Raw genomic sequence first — 22,084 nt, forward strand, 5'->3', positions numbered from 1 at the left:
ATCGTACCTTTTTCACAGTTGTTAGCACCGGAAAGATTATTAGCTATCATTAAACATTTACACCAAACAGATGCCCCACCAATGCAGACAAGCCCATTGCGATTGTTCCCCAGATAGCAATTCTTACAATGGCTTTACCGATGCCCGCACCGCCTGTTTTTGCCGATACTATTCCCAACAAAATGAGAAAGACAAGCGTAAAACAGTAGAGCCAGTATTCCATCCCCACAACGGGAGCCAGCAGCGTTACTGCTAAAGGCAATATTCCGCCTGCCGTGAAAGATGCCCCTGAAGCCAGTGCCGCCTGCATGGGGTTTGCCTTGCTGATTTCGTTAATCCCCAACTCATCCCTAACATGGGCAGCCAAAGCATCTTTTTCCATCAGTTCCTTAGCTACCTGCATGGCGGTTTCTTTTTTCAGTCCACGCCTTTCATAGATTTCTGCCAATATGTTGCGTTCTGTTTCCGGCATATCACGGAGTTCTTTTGCTTCCCTTTCTATGTCTGCTTTTTCAATGTCAGTCTGTGAACTTACAGACACGTATTCGCCTGCCGCCATTGATAAGGCTCCGGCAACAAGCGATGCAATGGTTGCCAGCAGTACGGGTTCTCTTGTCGTGCTGGCTGCGGCTATGCCGATAGCCAAGCTGGACACGGATATAATACCGTCATTGGCTCCCAGTACTGCGGCTCTAAGCCAGTTGCTACGATTGATGTAATGGTTGTTCCAATAGTTGTCAATCGTAATTTCATTTCCCTTTTCCTTTTTGTTTTTCATCGCTTTTGATTTTTTGTCAATTATTATTTTCGTTTAAACAATTTATAAACCTCAAACCACAGTACGGAAACCGATGCAGCAAGAGCAGCTATGCCCAATTCTTTTAGCCCCAAACCTGTAACCTTGAAGAAGTCAGACAACGGTGGGTAATACAGTATTGCTAAAAGAAGTACTAAGGTTAAGCCATTGATGACCACAAAAAGGACATTACGATTTTTGAAACTCTCAAACAGGCTGTAATAGAATGAACGGTTGGTTAGGCTCAACAGAATGTTTGCGAAAATCAACGTGGTAAAAACCATTGCCCTTGTCTGCTGCTCATCACCACCGTTCTGCACCGTATATCGGTACGTGAACAATATGCCTGCCGTTATTATCAACCCCTGAACAATACTCATTCCAAGCTCTTTCCAGTTCAGGAATGTGTCAGTCATTTTTCTTGGTTTTTGTAACATTGCATTTTTTTCCATTGGTTCATTTTCATACACAATGGAACAGGTTGGTCCCATGACCAACTCCAAAAAGATAACGTGTACCGGTGTGAATATCTGTGGAAATATCCAGCCCAAAAACAAGGGTAAAGACACTGTAAGGATAATGGGAATATGAATGGAAATGATGTACTGAACGGCTTTTTTGATATTAGTGTAAATTCTTCTTCCTGCCGCTATTCCCGTAATCAGCTTGTCCAAATTATCGTTGATGATTACTAAGGAAGCAGCGGCTTTCGCAATCTCCGTTCCTTTGCTACCCATTGCCACACCGATATTTGCGGCTTTCAATGCCGGTGCATCGTTCACACCATCGCCCACCATTGCCACAACTTCACCGCTTTGTTTTAAGGCAGTTACCACTGTCAGTTTCACATCGGGGTACATCCTTGCAAACAGAACTTTTTCCTCTACTGCTTCCAATAGCCGCTTCCCCGAATATGCCATAATTTCCTTTCCTTCCACGGCATTGTCGGCATTGACAATACCTGCCTGTGCCGCAATACTTTTTGCAGTGTCGGCATTGTCACCCGTAATTACCTTTACTTTAATCCCTGCATCGTATATACGCTGAAACACACTGCTAATGCCTTCTTTAGGTGGGTCATAAAATACTACCAAGCCCAAAAACTCAAACTGAAAATTCTGTTGTCTTTCAGGAAAGGTATTACCTTCAAAATGGGATTTTGCTACACCCAAAACACGAAACCCCTGTTCCCCAAACGCTGTTATCAACCTGCGAATTTTACTTTTTTCGTTTTCAGGAAGTGTGGACACCTGAAGAATGGCTTCCGGCGCACCTTTTGCCGCAACAATCCGGTGTTGCTCTGTATCTTGGAAAATATGCGTCATCATAGGTGGTTTGCCGTCCAAAGGATATTCGTGGAACAAGGTAAAGGAGCCTCTAAGGTCGTCCTTTTGTGTCTGTCCATATATTTGGTGCAGGGTCTTCTCCATCGGGTCAAAGGGTACTGGCTCGCTGCTCCACATGGCATAGTCTATCAACTCCGAAAGTGAGGTATCGTTAAAATCCTGCTCATTAAAAATTTTGTCTGAACGGTAATCATACAGATGTTTCAGGTGCATCGTGTTTTCTGTAATCGTCCCGGTTTTGTCGGTACAAATAACAGTCGTGCTGCCGAGCGTTTCAACCACGCTGCTCCGTTTAACGATGATACCCTCACGCATCAGCTTCCATGCCCCCAATGCCATAAATGTGGTAAACGCTACCGGGATTTCTTCAGGCAAGACAGACATTGCCAGAGTAAGCCCGTTGAGCAGGCTTTCGAGCAGGTTCCGGGTATGGTAATAATTGACAGCACAAACCAACAGGAAAATGACAATACCAATCACCGCCATTGTTTTGACAAACTTCCTGATTTGAAGCTGCAAAGGCGATGCAGCCTCTTTTATATCAGACAAAGAAATGCCTATTTTACCAAGCCGGGTTTCCCTGCCGATTTTTTCCACTTCAAAAACCGCCAGTCCCGATACTGCAACCGTTCCGCTGTACACCCTGTTATCATCGCTTTCGCTGCTTTTGAAAACAGACAGACTTTCACCTGTCAGAGATGCCTCGTTCACCGAAAAATCGTTGCTGTGGACTATCTTTCCGTCTGCATTAATCATTTTTCCTTCTTCCGTAATACACAGGTCGCTTACCGTAATTTCTTGGGTGGGGATTTGTACTACTTTGCCGTTTCGGACAACTGTGCTTAAAGGCTCGTTGAGCTTTTCCAGTGCTTCCAACGCTTTTTTGCTCCGGTTGTCCTGATAGAACGAAATAGCAGAAACCGCAACGATGGCAACAAACATGAACATTGCCTCTCCGTAATTGCCAATAATTAAGTAAATAACAGAAATGGCAAATAGCAGGATAAGCATTGGTTCTTTCAGTATGTTCAAAAGCAGTTCCAGCCAACCGCTTTTGTGGGTGGCATCAATACGATTGTAACCGTTCTTCTTTCTTGAAGCGGTTACTTCACTGTCGCTAAGACCTTTGAAATGGTAGGGAATATTATAGGACATAGTTAATTAAATATGGATTAGAATTTATACTGATTTTCTTCATTGCCATTGACGCAATTTTACCATTGAGCCGTTTGTCACATTCGTCAATGTTATTTGAATTTTAAATTCAGTGAAATAATATTAGAGTTCATTTTTGTTGACCTGTAATAATGTCCGTAGCGCAGTTCAAGCGTGTTCAAATGCTTGATGCCAAATATGCCGCCCGGCGGTGTAAAATGAATACCTGCACCAAGGAATTGGCTCGTAAATCTTGACAGGTCATAATTGCTCGTATAATAGTCTTCGCCTGCCTGATGGATCTGGTAGCCTGCAAAATATTTGGCGGCACTTTGCTGGTAATACCTGTAAAATGGACTAATGGAAAAAAACGGCGATATTTTTATCGGGACTTCCAATTCTGCGGTATTGGCATGAATACCCCAGTTATCGGTATAATACCGGTAGTATGCCCGCAAAATAAAACGGTCGCCGATAAAATAACTGCCTCTGAAACCAATGGGCAGTTTAAACCGCGTATCAGGCAATTGCTCCTGATGTACGCTGCCATCGGTAAAATATACCCTGTGAAACGGAAGGCTCAAATAACCCTGCTGCTGTATAACATCTGCAAGAACCATAACCTGCAACCGTTCATTGATAATCTGCGAATAGGATAATGAACCAACAAATGAATTACGTGCCGTTGTGGGATAATTATCATGTTCACGACCAGTGCTGCCGGGGTCTCGCAGTTCTATGGGCTTTATTAAACTCACCTGGTCGAGATAGACTTGCAACTTGGCGGTAAATTCGCCCATGCGGTCTTTTGTCTTTTGAGCAAACAAAATATTACCTCCAAAAGAAAGGTAATCAAACTCTTTTGAAGAGGAAACACCAGCCCCGATAGTCGAGCCTTTGGCTTCGTTTTCCATTGTCCAGCTAAGCGAAGGATAAATTCTTGTGTCGGCATGGGAAGCAGAACTGTTCGCTTTCAGGTCAATCATGTCGGACGATGCCGAAGTATAATGGTCAATGCCCACGTCCAGCAGATAGCTGTGCTTGCGGTTTTTTCTGTCATACCGGATGAGCTTCACGTCAATAGAGTTGGAAATGTCCGTCAGCTTCTCGGAACCGATGCCTCCGGTTACAGCGGCGTTGTTTCCGTCCTGGTGGTAGTAGCTGGACACGAGATTAACCTCCTCCACTTTCAGTTTACGGGCAGTGTAGCCAGTGTCGGGAAGGCTGCTCTGTGCGTAGGAATGCAGCATTGCCATAAGTGCGGCTGCGGTGAGATATATTCTTTTCATTTTATTTCTTGTTTTGAATGATTAGTTGCAGCCGCAGCCACCGCCGCTTTTTCCTGCGTTTGCGCCGGAAGCCCCCTCCCGGTACGACTGGAAGTTGAGTTCTGTTTTTTCGATTTTGCGGTTGCCCAACACCATTTCGGCATCGTTGAGCCTGTTTTTCTGGTATTCCTTTACCGTAGTGCAGGAAGAGCACAGCGCAAGTGCCAACAGGCTTATGCCACACAGGGACAGTTTGAGATTATGATATTTTTTCATTTTAAATGTATGTTTTTGGATGAGTAAATTTTATTGTTGTCGTCTATGATAATGCAGGCTAATTTGTCTATCTGGTTGACCATATCCAGCCCAGCCCTGACACCCATAATCGTAACGGGCGTTGTCATTGCATCGGCTATTTCCGCATTGGGACATATTATCGTTACGCTTTTGATACCTGTTACCGGAAGCCCGGTCTTGGGGTTGATGGTATGCGAATATTTTTTGTCCCCGATAATGATATATTTCTCGTAATTGCCTGATGTGGCAATTGCCATGTTACTGATGTTAAGGTAGGAAAATGGTTGCCCTGCGTGGTCGGGGTCAGCAATTCCAATCGTCCACGGTTTCCCGTCTGCCTGATTTCCCCAAGTGCCGATGTCACCGGAAGCGTTCACTACACCGTTTGCTACCCCTTGTTGCAGCAACAATCGTTTAGCCATTTCAGCGGCGTAGCCTTTGCCAATACCGCCAAAGCCGATACGCATACCAACTTCTTTTAAAAACACGGTACATTCGTTGCCTTCCAGCAGCACGTTGCGGTAATTTATAAGCCGAACCATTTCTTTAGCTGTTTCTGCATCTGGCAGGCTGGTCATATTCCGGTCAAAATTCCAGAGGCGTTTGTCCACCGAACCGTAGGTAATGTCAAAAGCCCCGTCCGTAATGGCACTGATGCGCAGGCTACGCTCAATCAGCCCGAACGTTTCCCGGCTCACCTGTACGGGCTGTACACCCGCATTGGCATTGACACGGTTGGTTTCGCTATCTTCGCTGAAAGTCGTGAGCAGTTTTTCTATCCGCCTGATTTCGCCGATGGCAGCATCTATCCTTTCTTCTGCCCACAATTTATCTTCACCTACAACGGTAATTTCAAAAGCATTGCCCATCAGCTTTTCGCCTCTGCGAAATTCCTGTAACCTATTCATTCCGGTATTTTTTGTCGTAAACGGTAACGATTTCCTTTATCCAGTCCTCAACAGGTTCATCAGGCATACCACTCCACGTTTTGAGTGGCGTTCCGTTTTCATCCAGCAGCAGTGTGAACGGAAATGCCCCCTGCCGATTGTATTTGTCTGCTAATGCCTCGTTCTGCTTTTTGGTGTTCGCCTCCAATTGATTTTTCTTGTTTCGGGGAAAATCGGCATTTACCAGTACCAACAGGCTGTCGGCGGTCTTTTTGAACTCCGGGTTTTCAAAAAAAGACTTGTGCATCTTGATACAGGGTACGCACCAGTCGGAACCCGAAAAACTCAACAGAATGAGTTTGTGGGTTTGTTTCGCTTCATTTTGAGCTTGCTGAAAAACGGTTTGCCCGTTTGCCACTGCCAGCGAAAAAAGCAGGACAGTGGAAAAAATTATCTTTTTCATTTTTTCTTGTTTTGTTAATTAATTTGTTATTGTGCTTTGGACAAGGCGGTAGCCCAATTTATCAGTACCTTTTTGTTTTCTGTACTAAGCAGGGCATCGCCGTGGATGAAGGTATAGGAAGACAAAGGCATCTCGTCCTTTTCAACGGTCTTTGCTATCTCATGTAATTTTTTGATTTTCTTTTCCGCAGAATAAGTGTCGAACTCATCAAAATTCAAATGCCTTTTTCCATCATTGATGTGGCTGTTAAGCCAAAGAGCTACCGGCTCAATGTTATTGTACCACGGATATTTGGTATTATTGGAATGGCAGTCATAACAACTGGTTCTTAACAACGTACCCACATTCTGTGGTACGTTGTAATGAAGTTGAATGGCGTTTGCACTCTGCTTGTCAGAAATATTCTTAGCTGGACGGTAAAACTGTATAAGCACTAAAACCACGGCAAGTATCCATAGTATTTTTTTTAAGGTTGTTGATTTTTTATTATTCATCGCTGGTATTTTTTAAGGTCATTAAAAGATGATAAGCTCCTTTCGTAACGAACGTCCGCCCGGCATATTTTGCCCCGTCAATGATTTCCGTAAAACCGTTTTCGGAATTTCCAATTTGCACTTCCGTCATTTCAAACTGCCTGTTTCCTTTCTGCACGAAAGCATAGTTCTTGTTCTCAAAACGGACAATGGCATCATCAGGAAGTACGGCGGTATTCGCTCCCGAAATTTCCACATCGGCGTTCATAAACATTCCGGGCAGCAAACTTTTGTCGTACTGTACAAAATGACAATGGACTTGTGCGGCATTGTCGCCGGAAAGGTTCTTGCTGATTAAAATAACCTCGCAGGGGTATTTCTTTTCGGGATGCGTATTGGTATAAGCCAATAAATGCTGTCCTACTGCCAGCTTGTTCAGGTCTTTGTCAAAAACTGTTAATGCCAGATGAATGTCGTTCGGATTGACCAGCTCAAACAGCACATCGCTCGGATTGACATATTTGCCGATGTTGACGTTTACCGCCGATACAAAACCGGAGATGGGAGAATAGATGTTGATGCTTTTTGAAATATTGCCTGCGGTTATATTGGCAGGGTTCAAGCCTATCAGCCTTAACTTCTGTTCCAGCGATTTTATCAGTACATATTGTGTTTGATAAGTCGCTTTTGCCTGTTCATATATTTTGTCGCTGGCAGCTTTGCTTTCGTTCAGGTCTTTTTGCCTTTTGTATTCACTTTCGTTGAACGAAAATTGTGCCTTTGCGGTAAGGTAGTCCTGCTGCAACTGTATATACTGTGGGTCTTCCATTACAGCCAGCACTTCGCCCTTGCTTATGTGTAAGCCGGGCAACAGTCTGGTGGACTTTAAATAGCCACCCAAAGGAACGCTGACAGACACCATGTTTTGTGGAGGCACATCTATTTTTCCGTTTAGTTTCAGCACCGATGAAATAGTTTTGTTTTCGATGTCGCCTGTTTCTATACCTGCGTTTTTATATTGGGCATCGGTAAGGACAACCACATTTTCCTCTTTGTTGACAGGCTGCTGCTCCTGCTGTTCATTGTTTTTCTTGTTGCCGCAAGAGGCAAGCAGCACCAACACATTTATAAGGACGATTAATTTTTTCATTGATTTACTGTTATTATTTATTGAGGTAAAAATTAAGTTCGGCAATGGCACTGTTCCTGCTTTTTACCGCTTCAATGTAATCACTTTTGATGCTGACCGACTGACCTATAAGCAACGCCCATTCCAGATAATTGATATCACCGTTCAGGAACTGCTTGTTGGCGGTAGCGGTAATGGTTTCGGCATTTTTCAATGCGGTGTGCTCAAAATAAGCGACCGCTTCCTGATATTTCTGGTACTGCTTCAACGCCGAGGCAAACGCGGTTTCAAAATTTTTCAGGTTGAGTTCGTAATCTTTTGCAGCTACTTCCTCGTTAATTTTTGCTGCATTGATTTTTGCTTTCTGACCACCCGTAAAAATCGGGATGCCCAAACCTACCTGCACCGCCTGAAAACGGGGTGTGCTGTTGTACACCTTGTCGTCCGCACCCATTCCTTTCATCCCGGTAATATTGTAGCCCAAAGTCAGGTCGGGCGACAACTTGGAGCGTTCCATTTTCGTGGTAGCTTGTGCAATTTGCTGCTGCTGTTTCAAAAACTGCATGGCAGGATGTGCAGCCAGTGCCGCAGTATCTATACCTGCAATATTGTTTTCCAATGTTCCATTTTCAGATGGGACAAAGACCGTTTCGGTGTTTAGCAGCAAATGGAATTGTAACTGCAACAGTTCCATGTCTTTTTCTAATTGCGAAAGTTGCAACCCAATTTGCCCACGCTGGTTTTCGGCGGTGGTCTTTTCGAGTACGTTGCTCTCGCCTTTGTTGAAACGAAGTGTGGCTTTGTCGAGAAATTCCGCAAAAAGAGTATCATTCTGTTGCAGTAACGCTTTTTTCTGTTGCAGATACACGAGTGTGTAAAACACCTGTGTTACCTGCTTTTTAAGCTGCGCTTCCTGTACGCTCACGTTCAGCACGCTGCTTTTCCACTCCTCGTTCAGCAGTTCCTTTTGCCGTTTATAAACGGTCGGGAAATTGATGGTCTGCGAAATGCCCATCCTTGTGTCTTTGTAATAACTGTTGATTTGCCCGTATTCACCAAAAACCTGCGTTGGCGGGATGTTGGTTCCCGACTGAACAAGTTTCTGTCGGTACTCGGTTTTTAACCGTTCGTTTTTTACAAAGCGGTTATTCATCAAAGCTGTGTCAATTGCCTGCTGCAAGGTTATCGGGGTTTGGGCGTTTGCGTTTGTAGCCATCAACATAAACAACAGGACGGAAATAGCACCTGTCGCTTTTTTGGGAACGGAAACGCCTTTGTTGAACGTCATATACAAAATGGGCAACACAAAAAGCGTCAGGAACGTGGCAATCAGCAAGCCGCCAATCACCACCGTTGCCAGCGGTCTTTGTACTTCCGCACCCTCACCGTGGCTCAACGCCATCGGTAAAAATCCCAAAGAAGCCACGAAAGCCGTCATCAGCACAGGGCGCAAACGGGTTTTGGTTCCCATAATGACGATGCGTTTCAGGTCGGTATAGCCTTCTTTTTTCAGGCGGTTAAATTCACCCAACAGTACGATGCCGTTCAGCACGGCTACGCCGAACAGGGCGATAAAACCGATACCCGCACTCACGCTGAACGAAATGCCCCTTATCGCCAATGCAAAAATGCCTCCGATGGCGGAAAGCGGTATGGACGTGTAAATGAGCAAGCCCTGCTTTACGGAACGGAACGCAAAGAACAGGAGCAGGAAAATCAGCACCAGCGAAACCGGAACCGCCACGTACAAACGCTGTTTGGCAGCTTCAAGGTTTTCAAAAGCTCCGCCGTAAGTGATGTAATAACCCGGTGGCAGTTTTATCTGTTGCCCTACTTTCTGTTGTAGTTCGTGGACGGTACTTTGAATGTCCCTGCCACGGACGTTGAAGCCCACAATAATCCTGCGTTGCGAATTTTCACGCTGTATCTGGTTCAACCCTTCTTCTATGTCCACGCTTGCTACGGTGCTTAAAGGAATTTGCGTACCCTGCGGCGTTGCTACCAAAAGATGCTGTACATCTTCCAGCCTTTTCCTTTTGTCGCCCGCCAAGCGTACCACGAGGTCAAACCGTTTTTCACCCTCATACACCATACCACTGATTTCGCCTGCAAATGCGGCGTTGACCACACGGTTGATGTCGCTGATGTTCATACCATATTGGGCAATAGCAGCACGGTTGTACTTTACAACAATCTGTGGCATACCCGTTACGGCTTCCACATACAACGCCTCACTTCCGTTTACTGTGTTGCAGATTTTGCCCAGTTTATTAGCATATACCGCCAGCGTGTCCAAATTCTCGCCGAATATTTTACAGACCACATCCTGCCTTGCCCCCGAAATCAGTTCGTTGAAACGCATCGCCACGGGATACTGAAAGCCAAACGATACCCCCGGAACGTCTTCCAATGCTTTTGACATTTTGGCTTCCAGTTCAGGATAGGTTTGTGCGGACGTCCATTCGCTGCGGTGTTTCAGGATGACCATCATATCTGAGGCATCTACCGCCATCGGGTCGGTAGGCACTTCGCTGCTCCCGGTTTTGCCTACCACTTTTTCCACTTCGGGAAATTTTTGGAGTAGGATTTTAGATGCCTTTGAAACCGCCTCAATGGACGTATTCAGGTTGCTGCCCGGCAACACCCTTGTATCTACGGCAAAATCACCTTCGGGCAATGACGGGATAAATTCGCCGCCGAGTGTGGTAAGCACAAAAACCGCCGCCACAAACAAACCTAAAACGGTTGCAAGAACTACTTTTTGGTAGCGCAGCACTTTGGACAGGTATTTTTGAAAAAAACGCTCCAGATGGTTCATCATTCTGTCCGAAAGCGTTTGCTTGTGCGTAATTTTCTTACTCAAAAACAAGGTACTCATCATAGGAATATAGGTGAGCGAAAGGATAAATGCACCGAGCAGGGCAAAGGCTACGGTCTGCGCCATTGGCTTGAACATTTTGCCCTCGATGCCCTCCAGCGTAAAAATGGGCAGGTAAACTATCAGAATGATGATTTGTCCGAAAACAGCACTATTCATCATCCCCGATGCGGAAACCTGTACCTCTTTATCCATTTTGGACTGGGAAAGGTTATTTACATTACTAAACCGCTTACTGTGGGATAGCTTGTGCATAACTGCTTCCACAATGATTACCGCACCGTCCACAATCAGACCAAAATCCAAAGCCCCCAAACTCATCAGGTTTCCACTCACGCCAAAGGTGTTCATCAGGATAATGGCGAACAGCATGGACAGCGGGATAACAGAGGCTACGAGCAGTCCTGCCCGTAGGTTGCCAAGAAATAGTACCAGTACAAAAATTACAATCAGCGCACCTTCCATCAGGTTTCTGGTAACGGTACTGATAGCATTGTTCACCATTTTGGTACGGTCAAGGAACGGGTCTATCGTAACCCCTTCGGGCAGGGATTTTTCTATCTGCGCAATCCGCTGTTTGATATTTTTAATGACTTCGTTGCTGTTCGCACCTTTCAGCATCATTACTACCGCTCCCGAAACCTGTTGTTGACCGTTGTAGGTCATAGCCCCATAGCGTGGTGCGTTTCCAAAGTGTACTGCTCCAATGTCACGGATTAAAAGCGGTGTACCATTGGGCAGGTTTTTGACAACGATGTTCTGAATGTCATCCATATTGCCTACCAGACCCTCGCTGCGAATAAACAAAATGGTGGGGCCTTTTTCTATGTATGCACCACCTGTATTTTGGTTGTTCTTTTCGAGTGCGTTGAATACATCGCCGATGGCAATGTTGTATGCCATTAGCTTTTCCGGTGTTACGGCTATTTCATACTGTTTGAGCAAACCACCAAAGCTGCTCACTTCCGCCACGCCTTTCACGCCCAATAGCTGCCTGCGGACTATCCAGTCCTGAATAGTGCGCAGTTCCATAGCATTGTATTTGTTTTCATAGCCTTTTTTGGGACGGACGGTGTATTGGTAGATTTCACCTAATCCTGTTGTAACAGGAGCAAGTACAGGTGTACCAAATCCTTTCGGTATCTGTTCCTGCGCTTGTTGCAATCTTTCCGCAACCTGTTGCCTTGCCCAGTAAATATCCGTGTTGTCGTCAAAAACGATGGTAACTACCGACAACCCGAAACGGGAAAAGCTGCGGAGTTCGAGAAGACCGGGGATATTATTGTTAACCTGTTCAATAGGGAATGTAATCAAACGTTCCACATCGGGGGCTCCGAGTGCCGGGGCGGTGGTAATGACCTGTACCTGATTATTGGTAATGTCCGGTACGGCATCAATCGGCAGGCGTTTTATCTCATAAACGCCGTAACCGATAAGGGCAAGCATAAACAGCCCTATAATGAGTTTGTTCTTGATAGAGAACTCAATGATTTTATTCAGCATAATAATTTTTTACTTGTTAAATGGGAAAAGGAAAGAGAGTTCCGCTTTTGTGTTGAATGCGCAATGCAGCCGCCATTTTGATGGCACACACGCCTATTTTTCACAGTTTGGGACACGCCGTTGCTATTGTCCATAAAGGACATCTTTTTGCAAACGGAACAGTCCGGCAAACGGGAATACATTGCGATGACAAGGCAGTCATATATCCATTGCACAATGTCCCTTGTAGGAAACGTTGTCCAACGACATAACCGCCCAATGCATGGCATCAGGAATAGAAACGCGAATTCTCTTTCAGTGAAATTTTAACAAGCTCTGGGAGGCTGCCAGACGGAAGAATGGTAATTAAAGGAATAACCAATAGTGTTATAAATCAGGGGTTGTTTCTTTTCGATAAAAAATACCTTGGGAGCAATTATAGAAATTGGTGCCGGAGCTACATAGTTGGCAGCCGCAGCAGTCGTGTGGATAGGTGTTTTAAACGGCAGCTGCATATCCCTGTCATAATCATCATCGTGCGGCGAGCCGTGCATATAGTGTATATCCAGAAAAGCCAAAAAAGTCATATCCTTGTCTAACATCTTATGCTCGTGGTAATGCTGAAAAACCACGGGCAATTTGAGCAATTCAACTGCCTGCGTTGTGGAGAACAGGTAAATTGCTAAGAAAAATATGGATATAAACTTTTTCACTTTACAAAAGTACAAAAAAAAGAAAAATGAACAATAAAACGCTGTAATTTAGATTGTTTCAAGATAGAAAGACCAGCCTTACTTTTCCTGTTGCACCAAATGCTGTAAATCCGGGTCATTTTTAATACGTTCCATTTCACGCTCAACAATATTCACAACGTCCAGCTTTATCTGCTTGTAATTGTTCTCAATTTCCTGCTTCATATTATCGGCTCCACTTTCATCTACAAAGGATAGTATCTGCGGTATCTTTTTGTAGGCTTTGGTTTCGGCGGCGACCCTTTCACCATCTACTACAATTTCGGCGTGGAAAATTTTCTGCTCAATACGTTCATCAAAGTTGTCCGATACCGCACCCACAAACATACCCTGTGTAAGTGTTGAAATCTTAGAAGCTGGTATCAGGCTATCCATTTGGGTAGATATAGATGTAGATTTATCGTTTCGGTTAATCGTCATACTTTGTCGTTTCTGCAACACCTTACCGAAACGCTCCGAAAGGTTTTTAGCAGTTTCGCCAACCACCTGACCGGAGAAAATATTACCCACTGTATTTTGTATAACCTTGCTTTCTTTGTCGCCGTAATCTCTTGTCAATTGCGAATAATCCTGAAAGCCCAAACAGACTGCCACCTTATTACTACGTGCTGTTGCAATAAGATTGTCCAGCCCCCTAAAATAAATTGTTGGCAATTCATCTATGATAACGGAACTCTTTAGTTGCCCCTTTTTATTGATGAGTTTTACAATGCGTGAATTGTATAAACCTAAAGCTGCGGAATAAATATTTTGTCGGTCGGGATTATTACCCACGCATAAAATCTTTGGCTCTTTAGGGTTATTAATATCCAACGAAAAATCATCGCCTGTCATTACCCAATACAACTGCGGGCTAATCATTCTTGACAATGGAATTTTAGCCGATGCGATTTGTCCCTGTAACTGGTCTTGTGCGCCGCCCAACCAAGCATCCATGAAGGGAGATAAATAGTTTTCCAGTTCGGGGTATGAAGTAAGTATAGTAAATACGTCTGCGTATTTTTTGTTCAGCAATTCGATAGCATGAGGGAACGTACAATATTTGCCATTTTCATAAATCTTCAGATACCAAATGATTGCCGCCAGCAGGATAATTGGACTTTCTACAAAGAAATCCCCTTGCTTGGTAATCCACGACTTGTTAAGGTTTAGCATGATGGTATAAGCGGCTTCGTAAGCATCCGATATATCCGTCATAAAAACGGGATTGAGCGGGTTGCATCGGTGGCTCCGGCGTGGGTCGTCAAAGTTGATGACGTAAAATTGCGGCTTTACTTTATACTTATCGGTGTGCTTCAATAAATGGTTATAGGCAATCGTGGAAAGGTCGTCAAACTTGAAATCGTAGATGTACATACTAAAACCTTTCTCAATGTGCTGCTTGATGTAATTATTTACGATGGCATACGATTTTCCACTGCCCGGAGTACCCAGCACGATTGAGGCACGAAAAGGATTGACAACGTTAATCCAACCGTTGTTCCATTTCCCCTTGTAGTAAAATTTTGTGGGAAGGTTTACCGAATATTCATTTTCGATGCACTTTGTTTCCTGCTGGAAACTTTCGTTCTCATTATTGAAAACATCGTCCATCAGGTTGTTGCGCAGCAAACGGCTCATCCATACACCCGCCATCATTAAAGCGATATAGCCCAGCGAGGTGGTGAGGATATAAAATGAAGTAGCCATACCTGCGGACAGTTTTAAAAGCGGTGTGTTCAGGAAGAACAGGACAAAGCCGATAGCTAAGGCAATGTAAATCTTACGCCATGTTATCTTTTCATTCTTTACGCCCTTAGTTCCGAGGCAACTTAACGCTAACAGTATTAAAGCAAAAATCTTGGTGTACAGTGTGTTTGAAAACAGTCCTGCGGTGCGGTTGAAATTGGTGAGTATCTTAGCGATAATTTCGAGTGTCCAGCCACGTTGGGCAAAGAACCCGAAACAGAACCAATAGAAGTGCATCAACACCATAATGATGCTTACTGCCCTCATAAATGCCATTATTTTGGCAAGCCCTCTTAAATCGTCTTCTCCTTGCATAGTTCAAAAATTTGTTTTGATGCAAGTGTAGCCGCTATGGGTATGCGCTTATGGAAAGCGGTGTAAGATGGCTTTTAGTGGCAGTATTTGGCAGAGTAAAACATAAATGTGTCGTAGCGTTTTTAAATGGGTGCATTCAATTTTGCCTTGCTTTATTGGGTAACAAAAGATATGAAAATGGAACTAACACAAAGATGGCAGACGAAATATAAATACTGACATAACTTAAAGGAATGCTTGCTACAAAAATTAATGTAGATGCCCAATTCATTTTGCGATTAGTGTCGTTGTATTTGTGTTGGGATATTTTATAAACCCGCTCTTCCAATAAGGAATAGAAGAATAACACAACAGCTAAAACGCTTCCGAAAAAAACGTGACTTTTTGTATCAAAAAAGTTTTCGTCGATGGTTATAGTTGCAAGCGGGATTAAAGAAGTGCTGAACAGCAGCCAAAAGTTTACCCAAATCGTCTTATTGTCCACCAGTTCAATATGTCGAAACATATTGTGATGGTTGAGCCATAGAATACCGATGTATGTAAAACTCACCACATAGATAACTATTTGTGCAATAAAATGATGAATATTCGATGTTGTCAGTTCACCTATTTTAATTTCCAACACCATTAATGTTGAAATAATAGCCAATATTGCATCTGTGATTGCTTCAAACCTTTCTTTTTTCATTGTATGCTTGTTTTAATAGAAAGCTGGTTTATCTCCGTAAACGCCCGGTTTATTGACCCCAACGCTTGCTTTTATATCTTTGTGCGGATTTTCGATAAGGTCGGTTATGTACGCCGCTACTGCTTTTCTTGCCACTTCCGTACCTCTGAACGGTTCTCCTTTTTGCGTGGTTTCATAATCTGTTTCATCATTGTTTGATAGCCAAGAGGGACGAACAACTGTATAGTCTAAATCTGACTTTTCGATTACATCAGCCGCTTTACGATAAGGAATTAAATCAGAACCAATCATCATTTCGTTCCATTCTCCAAATTTGCCTGCCACCTCTTTGTAAATACCTAATGAGGTTACGAATATCAAACGCGTCACATTATTTGCCTGCATTGTAGATACAATTTTATTTGCCATCTTATCTACAGCACCCGAAAGGTTGGCATAAACAATATCCTGTCCTTTGATGGCTTCGTTCAAATCGTTTGTGTTTAACACATCTCCTTCAATGATTTTTGCGGATGCTTCAAACTGTTTTATATGGTCGGCGTTTCTTGCAAACAATGTCAGTTCGATTTCTTTATTTTCTGATAGGAAATTTATGACGTGTTGTGCAATCGCTCCGTTTGCACCCAATACCAATACTTTTGTTGCTTTCATCTTTTTAAAATTTAAAACACCAATGCCTACTGTTCTCCGGTAAGCATTGGCGTTATTGCATTATTAAAGGTTCTCTTTAAAGAAAGGAATAGCTTTTTCCAATGCCTGTTTCACAGGCTCCGGCTGGTCATACAGATCGTAGTGGGAGAAACCGTTCACCACCAAAAGCTCTTTTTTAGCTGAAGCAGCACGGCGGACAATTTCATATCCGTCCCTGAATGCTCCGAAGCCTCCCGGTTTGTCACCGATGACCACAAGGATAGGCTGTGTCAGTAACGTTTCAGACAGGTAGAACGCATCCCAGCCCATCCCCACAGCCATACGGGAATACACGGCACTTGTCACTCCGCCTTTGGTCTGACCACGGGAAGTCTTGTAATAATCGGTAGCTTCCAGCACATCTATATCTTCAATACCGGCTGCTTTTCCCGCTGCTACGCTATCAGGCAGCATATTGATGGTCAATACATCCCCACCCTTTGCTTCCAAAGAACGTTGGGCTGCCACATTGTTCAATACTTCCATCGGGCTTCCACCTGCAAAACCGTCACGGAGCAAACGACCAAAGTTAACCCCCGTAATGGATACAACGGCCTTGATACGGCGTTCGGTCATCGCAATGTTGAGTGAATAAGCACCACCACCGCATACGCCAAGAATACCGATTTTATCGGCATCTACATAAGGGAGAGTTTCTAAATAATCAATAGCGTATCGAACATCATCGGTACGCTGGTACGGGTTTTCAAGGTATCTCGGCGTTCCGCCACTTTCTCCCTGAAAAGACGCATCAAATGCCAATACCACAAAGCCTGCATCTGCCAGTGCCTTACCATAAACATTACCTGCTGTCTGTTCTTTGCAGCTTCCTATGGGGTGCATGGTTACAATAGCTGCATATTTTTTGTTTGCGTCAAAGTCAGCGGGGAAATGCAAAATCCCTGCATTATCCCAAGCTACATTCTTAAATTTTATTGCTTCTGTACTCATTGTTCTATTCTTTTAAAATTAAAAAAGCCGGAGGGTGCTTTCAAACCCCGCCCGGCTTTTTATTAAAGATTATGCTTGATTAGGCAAGGTTTTTCTTGAAGAAGGGAGCCAATTGTCCAACTGCTTCATTCACTTCTTTTTCACGGTCGTACAGGGTCATGTGATTAGCACCTTCCACTATATATTTTGTTTTGTCTGCCGAAGCTGCACGGCTAATCAGGTCATCACTCATCCATGCGCTACCTGCGCTGCTTCCTACTACTGCCAATAAAGGTTGTGTAAAGAAAGCTTCCGCTTTGTTGTACGCATCATAAGAGATGATTTGCATAAGGCTTCTCAATGTAGTCCATCCCGGAGCCGTTGGATATTGGCAACGGTTGGTATGGTAATACTCCCAAGCCTCTCTTAATTCTTCGTTCGGTGCATCCTCTTCCTTCATCGGGGCAAGCGGCATCGTTGGGTTTTCTCCTTTTGCTTCTGCTGTTCTTGCATTTGACCCAGCCAACAAGTACGGCAAAGCATCTGCATCTTTAACAGTGTTTTCCCAACCGTTACGGAACATTTGGCCAATGTTTACGGCACTCACTATTCCTACGGCTTTAATTCTGTGGTCATTGATGGCTGCATTGGCCGTATAACCTGCTCCTGCACAAATTCCCATTGCGCCAATGTTCTCCTGGTCTACATAAGGTAATGTCGTCAGGTAATCGATTACCGCACTTACATCTTCTGTACGGATATATGGGTTTTCCAATTGACGTGGTTCCCCGGTACTTTCGCCCTGATAAGATGCATCATAAGCAATTGTTAAAAAGCCCTGTTCTGCCAGTTTCTTAGCATACAGTCCTGATGCCTGTTCCTTAACACCACCACCGGGATGTGAAACAACTACAGTTGGATATTTTTGACTTTCATTAAATCCTTCAGGGAAATTGATAACGGCTGCCATTGTAATGTTTCCGTTATTACTGTTTTTGAAATTGACTTTTTGCTGTGACATAATATTTGATTTTTATGTTTACTTATTTTGATAAAGCAAATTTACGATGACAGGGAGGGGGCAAACGAAAACATATCACTCTAAGACTGAAACATTTTACTGATTTTTGAATTGGCATACCCAGCAAAAAAAGAAGCAACCGAAATGGCTGCTTCTAAGTAATCTATGGTGAATGAAAAGTTAGTGTTAATGGAAAACCGTTCCTACCCATTTTTCGACTTCATTCTTTGCACCTTTGATATTGCTGTCCCTAACCGAAAAAGCATCTGCGACCTTTGCATTGGGAGCGAACTCTTTAATCTCGCTGACACTTTTACCTGTACCATAACCTGCGTGGGTATTGAACGGCAATATCGTTTTTCCACTGAAATCATTGTCCCGTAAGAATGTCCTTACCACTGGTGGAAGCCGCATATCCCAAACCGGATAACCAAAGAATATCGTATCGTAGTCCTGAATGTTCACATCTACTTTTTTAAACGGTGGTAATATTTTCCCTTTATTCTGTCTTGACATTTCGTCAATGGTTTCCTGATAACCTGACGGGTAAGGCACTTCCGGCTCTATACGGATAATACCTGCATTGGTTTTGCTCTGTATCCACTCCGCTAATTGTTTGGTATTGTTGGAGTGAGAAAAGTAAATGATAAGCATTTCACTGTTGTTCATGGTCTGTGCGTTGGTATTGAATAGCTGAAGTAGAAACAGGCAGATTAAACTAAGGGACTTCATTATTGGTTCCTGAATACTTTAGGGGATATTCCTGTTTTCTGACGAAAGAACCTTGTGAAGTAAGTAGGATAGTCAAACCCCAAACTGTAAGCAATTTCACTTACAGACAATTTTGTTTGTCGCAGCTTATTTTTAGCTATCTGTATAATTCCTTCATGGATATGGTCAATAGGTGAAGTGCCTGTGAAATGTTTAATCAAATCCCCGAAATAATTGGTGGACAGGTTTGCCCTTTCTGCAAAATAAGTTACGGATGGTAGTGCTGACAGCCCATTTGGAGTATTTAAACAAGCATCCAACTGCTGGTAAAAATCGGCAACTACTTTATTATATACTTTACTTCGGGCTTCAAACTGGCGTTCATAATAGATTTGCGTGTAAGAAATAATGAGCGAAGTATAAGAAATCAATACTTCTTTGGAGAAATTTTCTTTTTGATATTCCTTATAAGATTTTGAAAACAAATCATACAAGGTCTCTTTTTCTTCTGGGGTTAAAAATAAGGCTTCATGTCGGTCATAATTGGCAAAAGAAATATCTTTGACCGTTTTATCCAATAGCTTTTTATTGATAAATATGGCATAACCGGAAAAAGGACTTTTCAAATCCCACTCGATTACGTTTCCCGGTTTATCAAGATACAGGTAACTGTCTGACATACTATCAATGGGTGACTGTACTTCAATTTTATCTTTTAGTGCCAATAAATAAAAGTCAATTTCTACAGGGAGTGATTTCAGTAAAATATCAGGATTTTCATCGTAATGAATAACCTGTATCATATCACTGTTATTGCCTTTTACATTGATATATTTTAGAAGGGACGGTATGTTGTATATTTTGTTCATCGAAAATGCTATCTGTCATTAAACAATTTACAAAATTAGAATATACTATTTTTAAGTCCCGAAACATTTAACGGTAAAAATGAAACATTTTACAGGTTCTGATTTTATTTATTGTCCTCTACCTTTTTGTTTCTTCTTTTTCTTCATACGGTTAGCAAATGTCTGTTCCTCGTAATCTTCGCCCTGCGCTTCGGGCAACAAACCGCCCAATCCATCTATCAATCCAAAATCATCAGTCGGTTGCTCTTTATTAAGGAAATCGAAAAGCCCGTGTGGTTCTTCTTTTTCATCAGCATTATGTTTTCCTGTTGCGGGTAAATCTGCGGTGCTGGTCTGCTCCGTGTTTTGGCGTTGGACAATAGCTTCCTCTTTCCACCACTCATTAAAGACATTCGCAGATAGTTTTTTATCCAAAGCTGAACCGTTCCAAACGCTGCGGCTTTCATGGTCTATAAAAGTCATACCGTAAATGCGCCCTTCGTCATTGCGGCGCACAACAGTATTGATGCCTTGCTCCATCAGTTGCTTTTTAAAATCCGTTTCATTAGTAGCGGTGTGCATGGCTGCTTCAATGGTGTTTTTGAGGATGGCTCTTGCAGGACTGGTTTTCATTTTTTCCTTAGCTTCTGCAAAGTGCTTTTGCAGTTTGTCCAATCCTGCGTGTTTGCCAAAGCGGGAAGCCTTAAAAGGATTGCTGGCTTTTTCTCCCTGTTCGTTCAGGGCGAAATACACCAGCCCGTTTTTGGGTTGCCCGTGCAGTTCACCTTTTACTTCCTCCGCCGTAATATTGAATAAGGAAAGCAAAGCGTTGTAAGCCCCGATGCTTTGGTATTGGTAATACTTTGGCAGGTATCTCACCACGGATGCGATTTGGCTCTTAATATCTCCGGCTCTGTAATCCACCGGACGAAATGCTTGCTCATCGCCAGTGCGCTGTTTTTCTGTGGCGGGCGTTAGATTATATTGCTGCTCTAAATCCCTGCAAATTGCCATTGATTGCGGATGGTCGTAGCTATCGCTTATCTTCTTGCCGTCTATGCCTACACAGACCGTTACGATATGGATATGGCTGCGTTCAATATCGGTATGCTTAAAAACAATATAGGGCTGTTTACCATATCCCATACGTTCCATGTACTCCTGTGCCATTTCCATAAACTGGGCATCGCTGACCTTATCCGCAGGATCTGGGTTCAGTGATATATGCCGAACAGGTTTTTCTGTTCTGATATTGGCAGACAAATAAGGTTCAAAACACTGGTGCAGATAATTAGCTGAATAGATATTATCCAGTGTTTCGGGTATCTTGTTCAATAACAAAACCTGCCCGTTTTCGCTGTCAATCTTTTTCTGATTGTAAGAAATTGCACCGTACAAATTCTCACCTTTACCAATTTTCGCTATCATGTTATCTGTCTTTTTGCAGGTGTTCTTTTTCAAACGCTGCTGTTAATTCAATCACTTTGCGACACAGGGCAGCCATTTCTGCGGTCTGTTTTTCCAACTTAAAGAGATAAGCCGATGCTTTTTTCTCCGAGAAATTGCGGTATAATATTTTCACGATTTGATTATAGTTCACACCAACGGCTCTGAATTGGCTGTAAAAATTGGTAAGTCTTGTATGAAAATCCACAGCATCCATATCAATTTTTACGGTCTTTATCGTCTTCTGAAAGATGCAGGCGGTAATAAAATGTGCCATTACTTTCATACCCGATTGCTCAAACAACGTCAGGAATTGTGCGTTTTCCGTGTCGTTCAGACTAATTGAATAACGGTGTGTCGCCGGGTCATTTTTAGGCTTGCGACCCACCTTACTTATTTGATTTCTTTTACTGTCTTCCATATCTCAATCCATTATAATTATCATAAACCACGACTTCGGAGTGCGTTTTCCAGCCCCCTGCTAAGGGCAAGTTGTTTTTAGCTGCGGAAAGTATTTCGAGCAGCTAAAAACATAACTTGCTCCTTTCTGGTGAAAGGAAAATCCGCCCTTCGGGACGGATTAGATAAAGCAGAAAAAAACGGCTTGTAGCCGTTCCACCTGTTGCCTTTTATCTGAAATGATTTCTCCATTCACTCTTTGTATTGAAGCCGATACAAAATAAGCGCAGCTTTCCCGAAGCATTGCAGTGTAGTACACTGCCAAACACTGCCATAGAACGCCAATACAGGACAGGTTTAATAAAGCAGGGATATACCTGCA

At 43.2% G+C, this 22,084-nt stretch carries 19 protein-coding genes; all 19 read right to left on the minus strand.

Going from position 1 to position 22,084, the window contains the following annotated elements; translation table 11 throughout:
* Positions 1-49 precede the first annotated feature (49 nt).
* On the minus strand, positions 50-778 hold the full coding sequence (locus SEDOR53_RS0110595) for a VIT family protein (RefSeq protein WP_026769703.1): 729 nt from the start codon (positions 776-778) through the stop codon (positions 50-52).
* 23 nt (positions 779-801) lie between these two features.
* The gene (locus SEDOR53_RS0110600; protein ID WP_026769704.1) at positions 802-3,297 is read right to left on the minus strand and encodes a cation-translocating P-type ATPase; all 2,496 of its coding nucleotides are present in this window, start codon (positions 3,295-3,297) and stop codon (positions 802-804) included.
* Between the two features lie 92 nt (positions 3,298-3,389).
* On the minus strand, positions 3,390-4,586 hold the full coding sequence (locus SEDOR53_RS0110605) for a DUF3570 domain-containing protein (RefSeq protein WP_026769705.1): 1,197 nt from the start codon (positions 4,584-4,586) through the stop codon (positions 3,390-3,392).
* A 21-nt stretch (positions 4,587-4,607) separates the two neighbouring features.
* Positions 4,608-4,841, minus strand: coding sequence for a DUF4266 domain-containing protein (locus SEDOR53_RS0110610; RefSeq protein WP_026769706.1), 234 nt, complete (start codon positions 4,839-4,841; stop codon positions 4,608-4,610).
* Positions 4,838-5,770 (minus strand): FAD:protein FMN transferase, encoded by a 933-nt coding sequence (locus SEDOR53_RS0110615; RefSeq protein WP_026769707.1) that lies wholly within the window; start codon positions 5,768-5,770, stop codon positions 4,838-4,840. Before SEDOR53_RS0110615 ends, SEDOR53_RS0110610 begins: the two co-directional genes overlap by 4 nt.
* Positions 5,763-6,212: a thioredoxin family protein gene (locus SEDOR53_RS0110620; protein WP_026769708.1), complete on the minus strand. Its 450-nt coding sequence runs from the start codon at positions 6,210-6,212 to the stop codon at positions 5,763-5,765. The genes SEDOR53_RS0110615 and SEDOR53_RS0110620 overlap by 8 nt, the downstream gene beginning before the upstream one ends.
* 26 nt (positions 6,213-6,238) lie before the next feature.
* Positions 6,239-6,706, minus strand: a complete 468-nt coding sequence (locus SEDOR53_RS0110625; protein ID WP_026769709.1) for a heme-binding domain-containing protein — start codon at positions 6,704-6,706, stop codon at positions 6,239-6,241.
* The gene (locus SEDOR53_RS0110630) at positions 6,699-7,835 is read right to left on the minus strand and encodes an efflux RND transporter periplasmic adaptor subunit (protein WP_037361064.1); all 1,137 of its coding nucleotides are present in this window, start codon (positions 7,833-7,835) and stop codon (positions 6,699-6,701) included. Before SEDOR53_RS0110630 ends, SEDOR53_RS0110625 begins: the two co-directional genes overlap by 8 nt.
* A 13-nt stretch (positions 7,836-7,848) precedes the next feature.
* Positions 7,849-12,195, minus strand: a complete 4,347-nt coding sequence (locus SEDOR53_RS0110635) for a CusA/CzcA family heavy metal efflux RND transporter (RefSeq protein WP_026769711.1) — start codon at positions 12,193-12,195, stop codon at positions 7,849-7,851.
* A 305-nt stretch (positions 12,196-12,500) separates the two neighbouring features.
* Positions 12,501-12,887: a hypothetical protein gene (locus SEDOR53_RS18580; RefSeq protein WP_157576773.1), complete on the minus strand. Its 387-nt coding sequence runs from the start codon at positions 12,885-12,887 to the stop codon at positions 12,501-12,503.
* Between the two features lie 78 nt (positions 12,888-12,965).
* Positions 12,966-14,969, minus strand: a complete 2,004-nt coding sequence (gene mobC, locus SEDOR53_RS0110645) for a conjugal transfer protein MobC (protein WP_026769712.1) — start codon at positions 14,967-14,969, stop codon at positions 12,966-12,968.
* Positions 14,970-15,105: 136 nt separating this feature from the next.
* Positions 15,106-15,657, minus strand: coding sequence for a TMEM175 family protein (locus SEDOR53_RS18585; protein WP_051416600.1), 552 nt, complete (start codon positions 15,655-15,657; stop codon positions 15,106-15,108).
* Positions 15,658-15,669: 12 nt separating this feature from the next.
* Positions 15,670-16,308 (minus strand): SDR family oxidoreductase, encoded by a 639-nt coding sequence (locus SEDOR53_RS0110655; protein ID WP_026769713.1) that lies wholly within the window; start codon positions 16,306-16,308, stop codon positions 15,670-15,672.
* Positions 16,309-16,371: 63 nt separating this feature from the next.
* Positions 16,372-17,298: an alpha/beta hydrolase gene (locus SEDOR53_RS0110660; protein WP_026769714.1), complete on the minus strand. Its 927-nt coding sequence runs from the start codon at positions 17,296-17,298 to the stop codon at positions 16,372-16,374.
* Positions 17,299-17,377: 79 nt separating this feature from the next.
* Positions 17,378-18,298 (minus strand): alpha/beta hydrolase, encoded by a 921-nt coding sequence (locus SEDOR53_RS0110665; RefSeq protein ID WP_026769715.1) that lies wholly within the window; start codon positions 18,296-18,298, stop codon positions 17,378-17,380.
* A 186-nt stretch (positions 18,299-18,484) separates the two neighbouring features.
* Positions 18,485-18,967: a flavodoxin gene (locus tag SEDOR53_RS17745; RefSeq protein WP_198018893.1), complete on the minus strand. Its 483-nt coding sequence runs from the start codon at positions 18,965-18,967 to the stop codon at positions 18,485-18,487.
* 62 nt (positions 18,968-19,029) lie between these two features.
* Complete coding sequence (locus tag SEDOR53_RS0110675) at positions 19,030-19,812, minus strand: AraC family transcriptional regulator (protein ID WP_198018895.1); 783 nt, start codon at positions 19,810-19,812, stop codon at positions 19,030-19,032.
* Between the two features lie 174 nt (positions 19,813-19,986).
* Positions 19,987-21,318, minus strand: a complete 1,332-nt coding sequence (mobB, locus tag SEDOR53_RS0110680; protein WP_232214762.1) for a conjugal transfer protein MobB — start codon at positions 21,316-21,318, stop codon at positions 19,987-19,989.
* A complete protein-coding gene (gene mobA, locus SEDOR53_RS0110685) occupies positions 21,287-21,724 on the minus strand; it encodes a conjugal transfer protein MobA (RefSeq protein WP_026769718.1) in 438 nt (145 codons plus the stop codon). Before mobA ends, mobB begins: the two co-directional genes overlap by 32 nt.
* Positions 21,725-22,084: the final 360 nt, after the last annotated feature.

The sequence above is a fragment of the Asinibacterium sp. OR53 genome, assembly GCF_000515315.1.
In the GTDB taxonomy this organism is placed as follows: Bacteria; Bacteroidota; Bacteroidia; order Chitinophagales; family Chitinophagaceae; genus Sediminibacterium.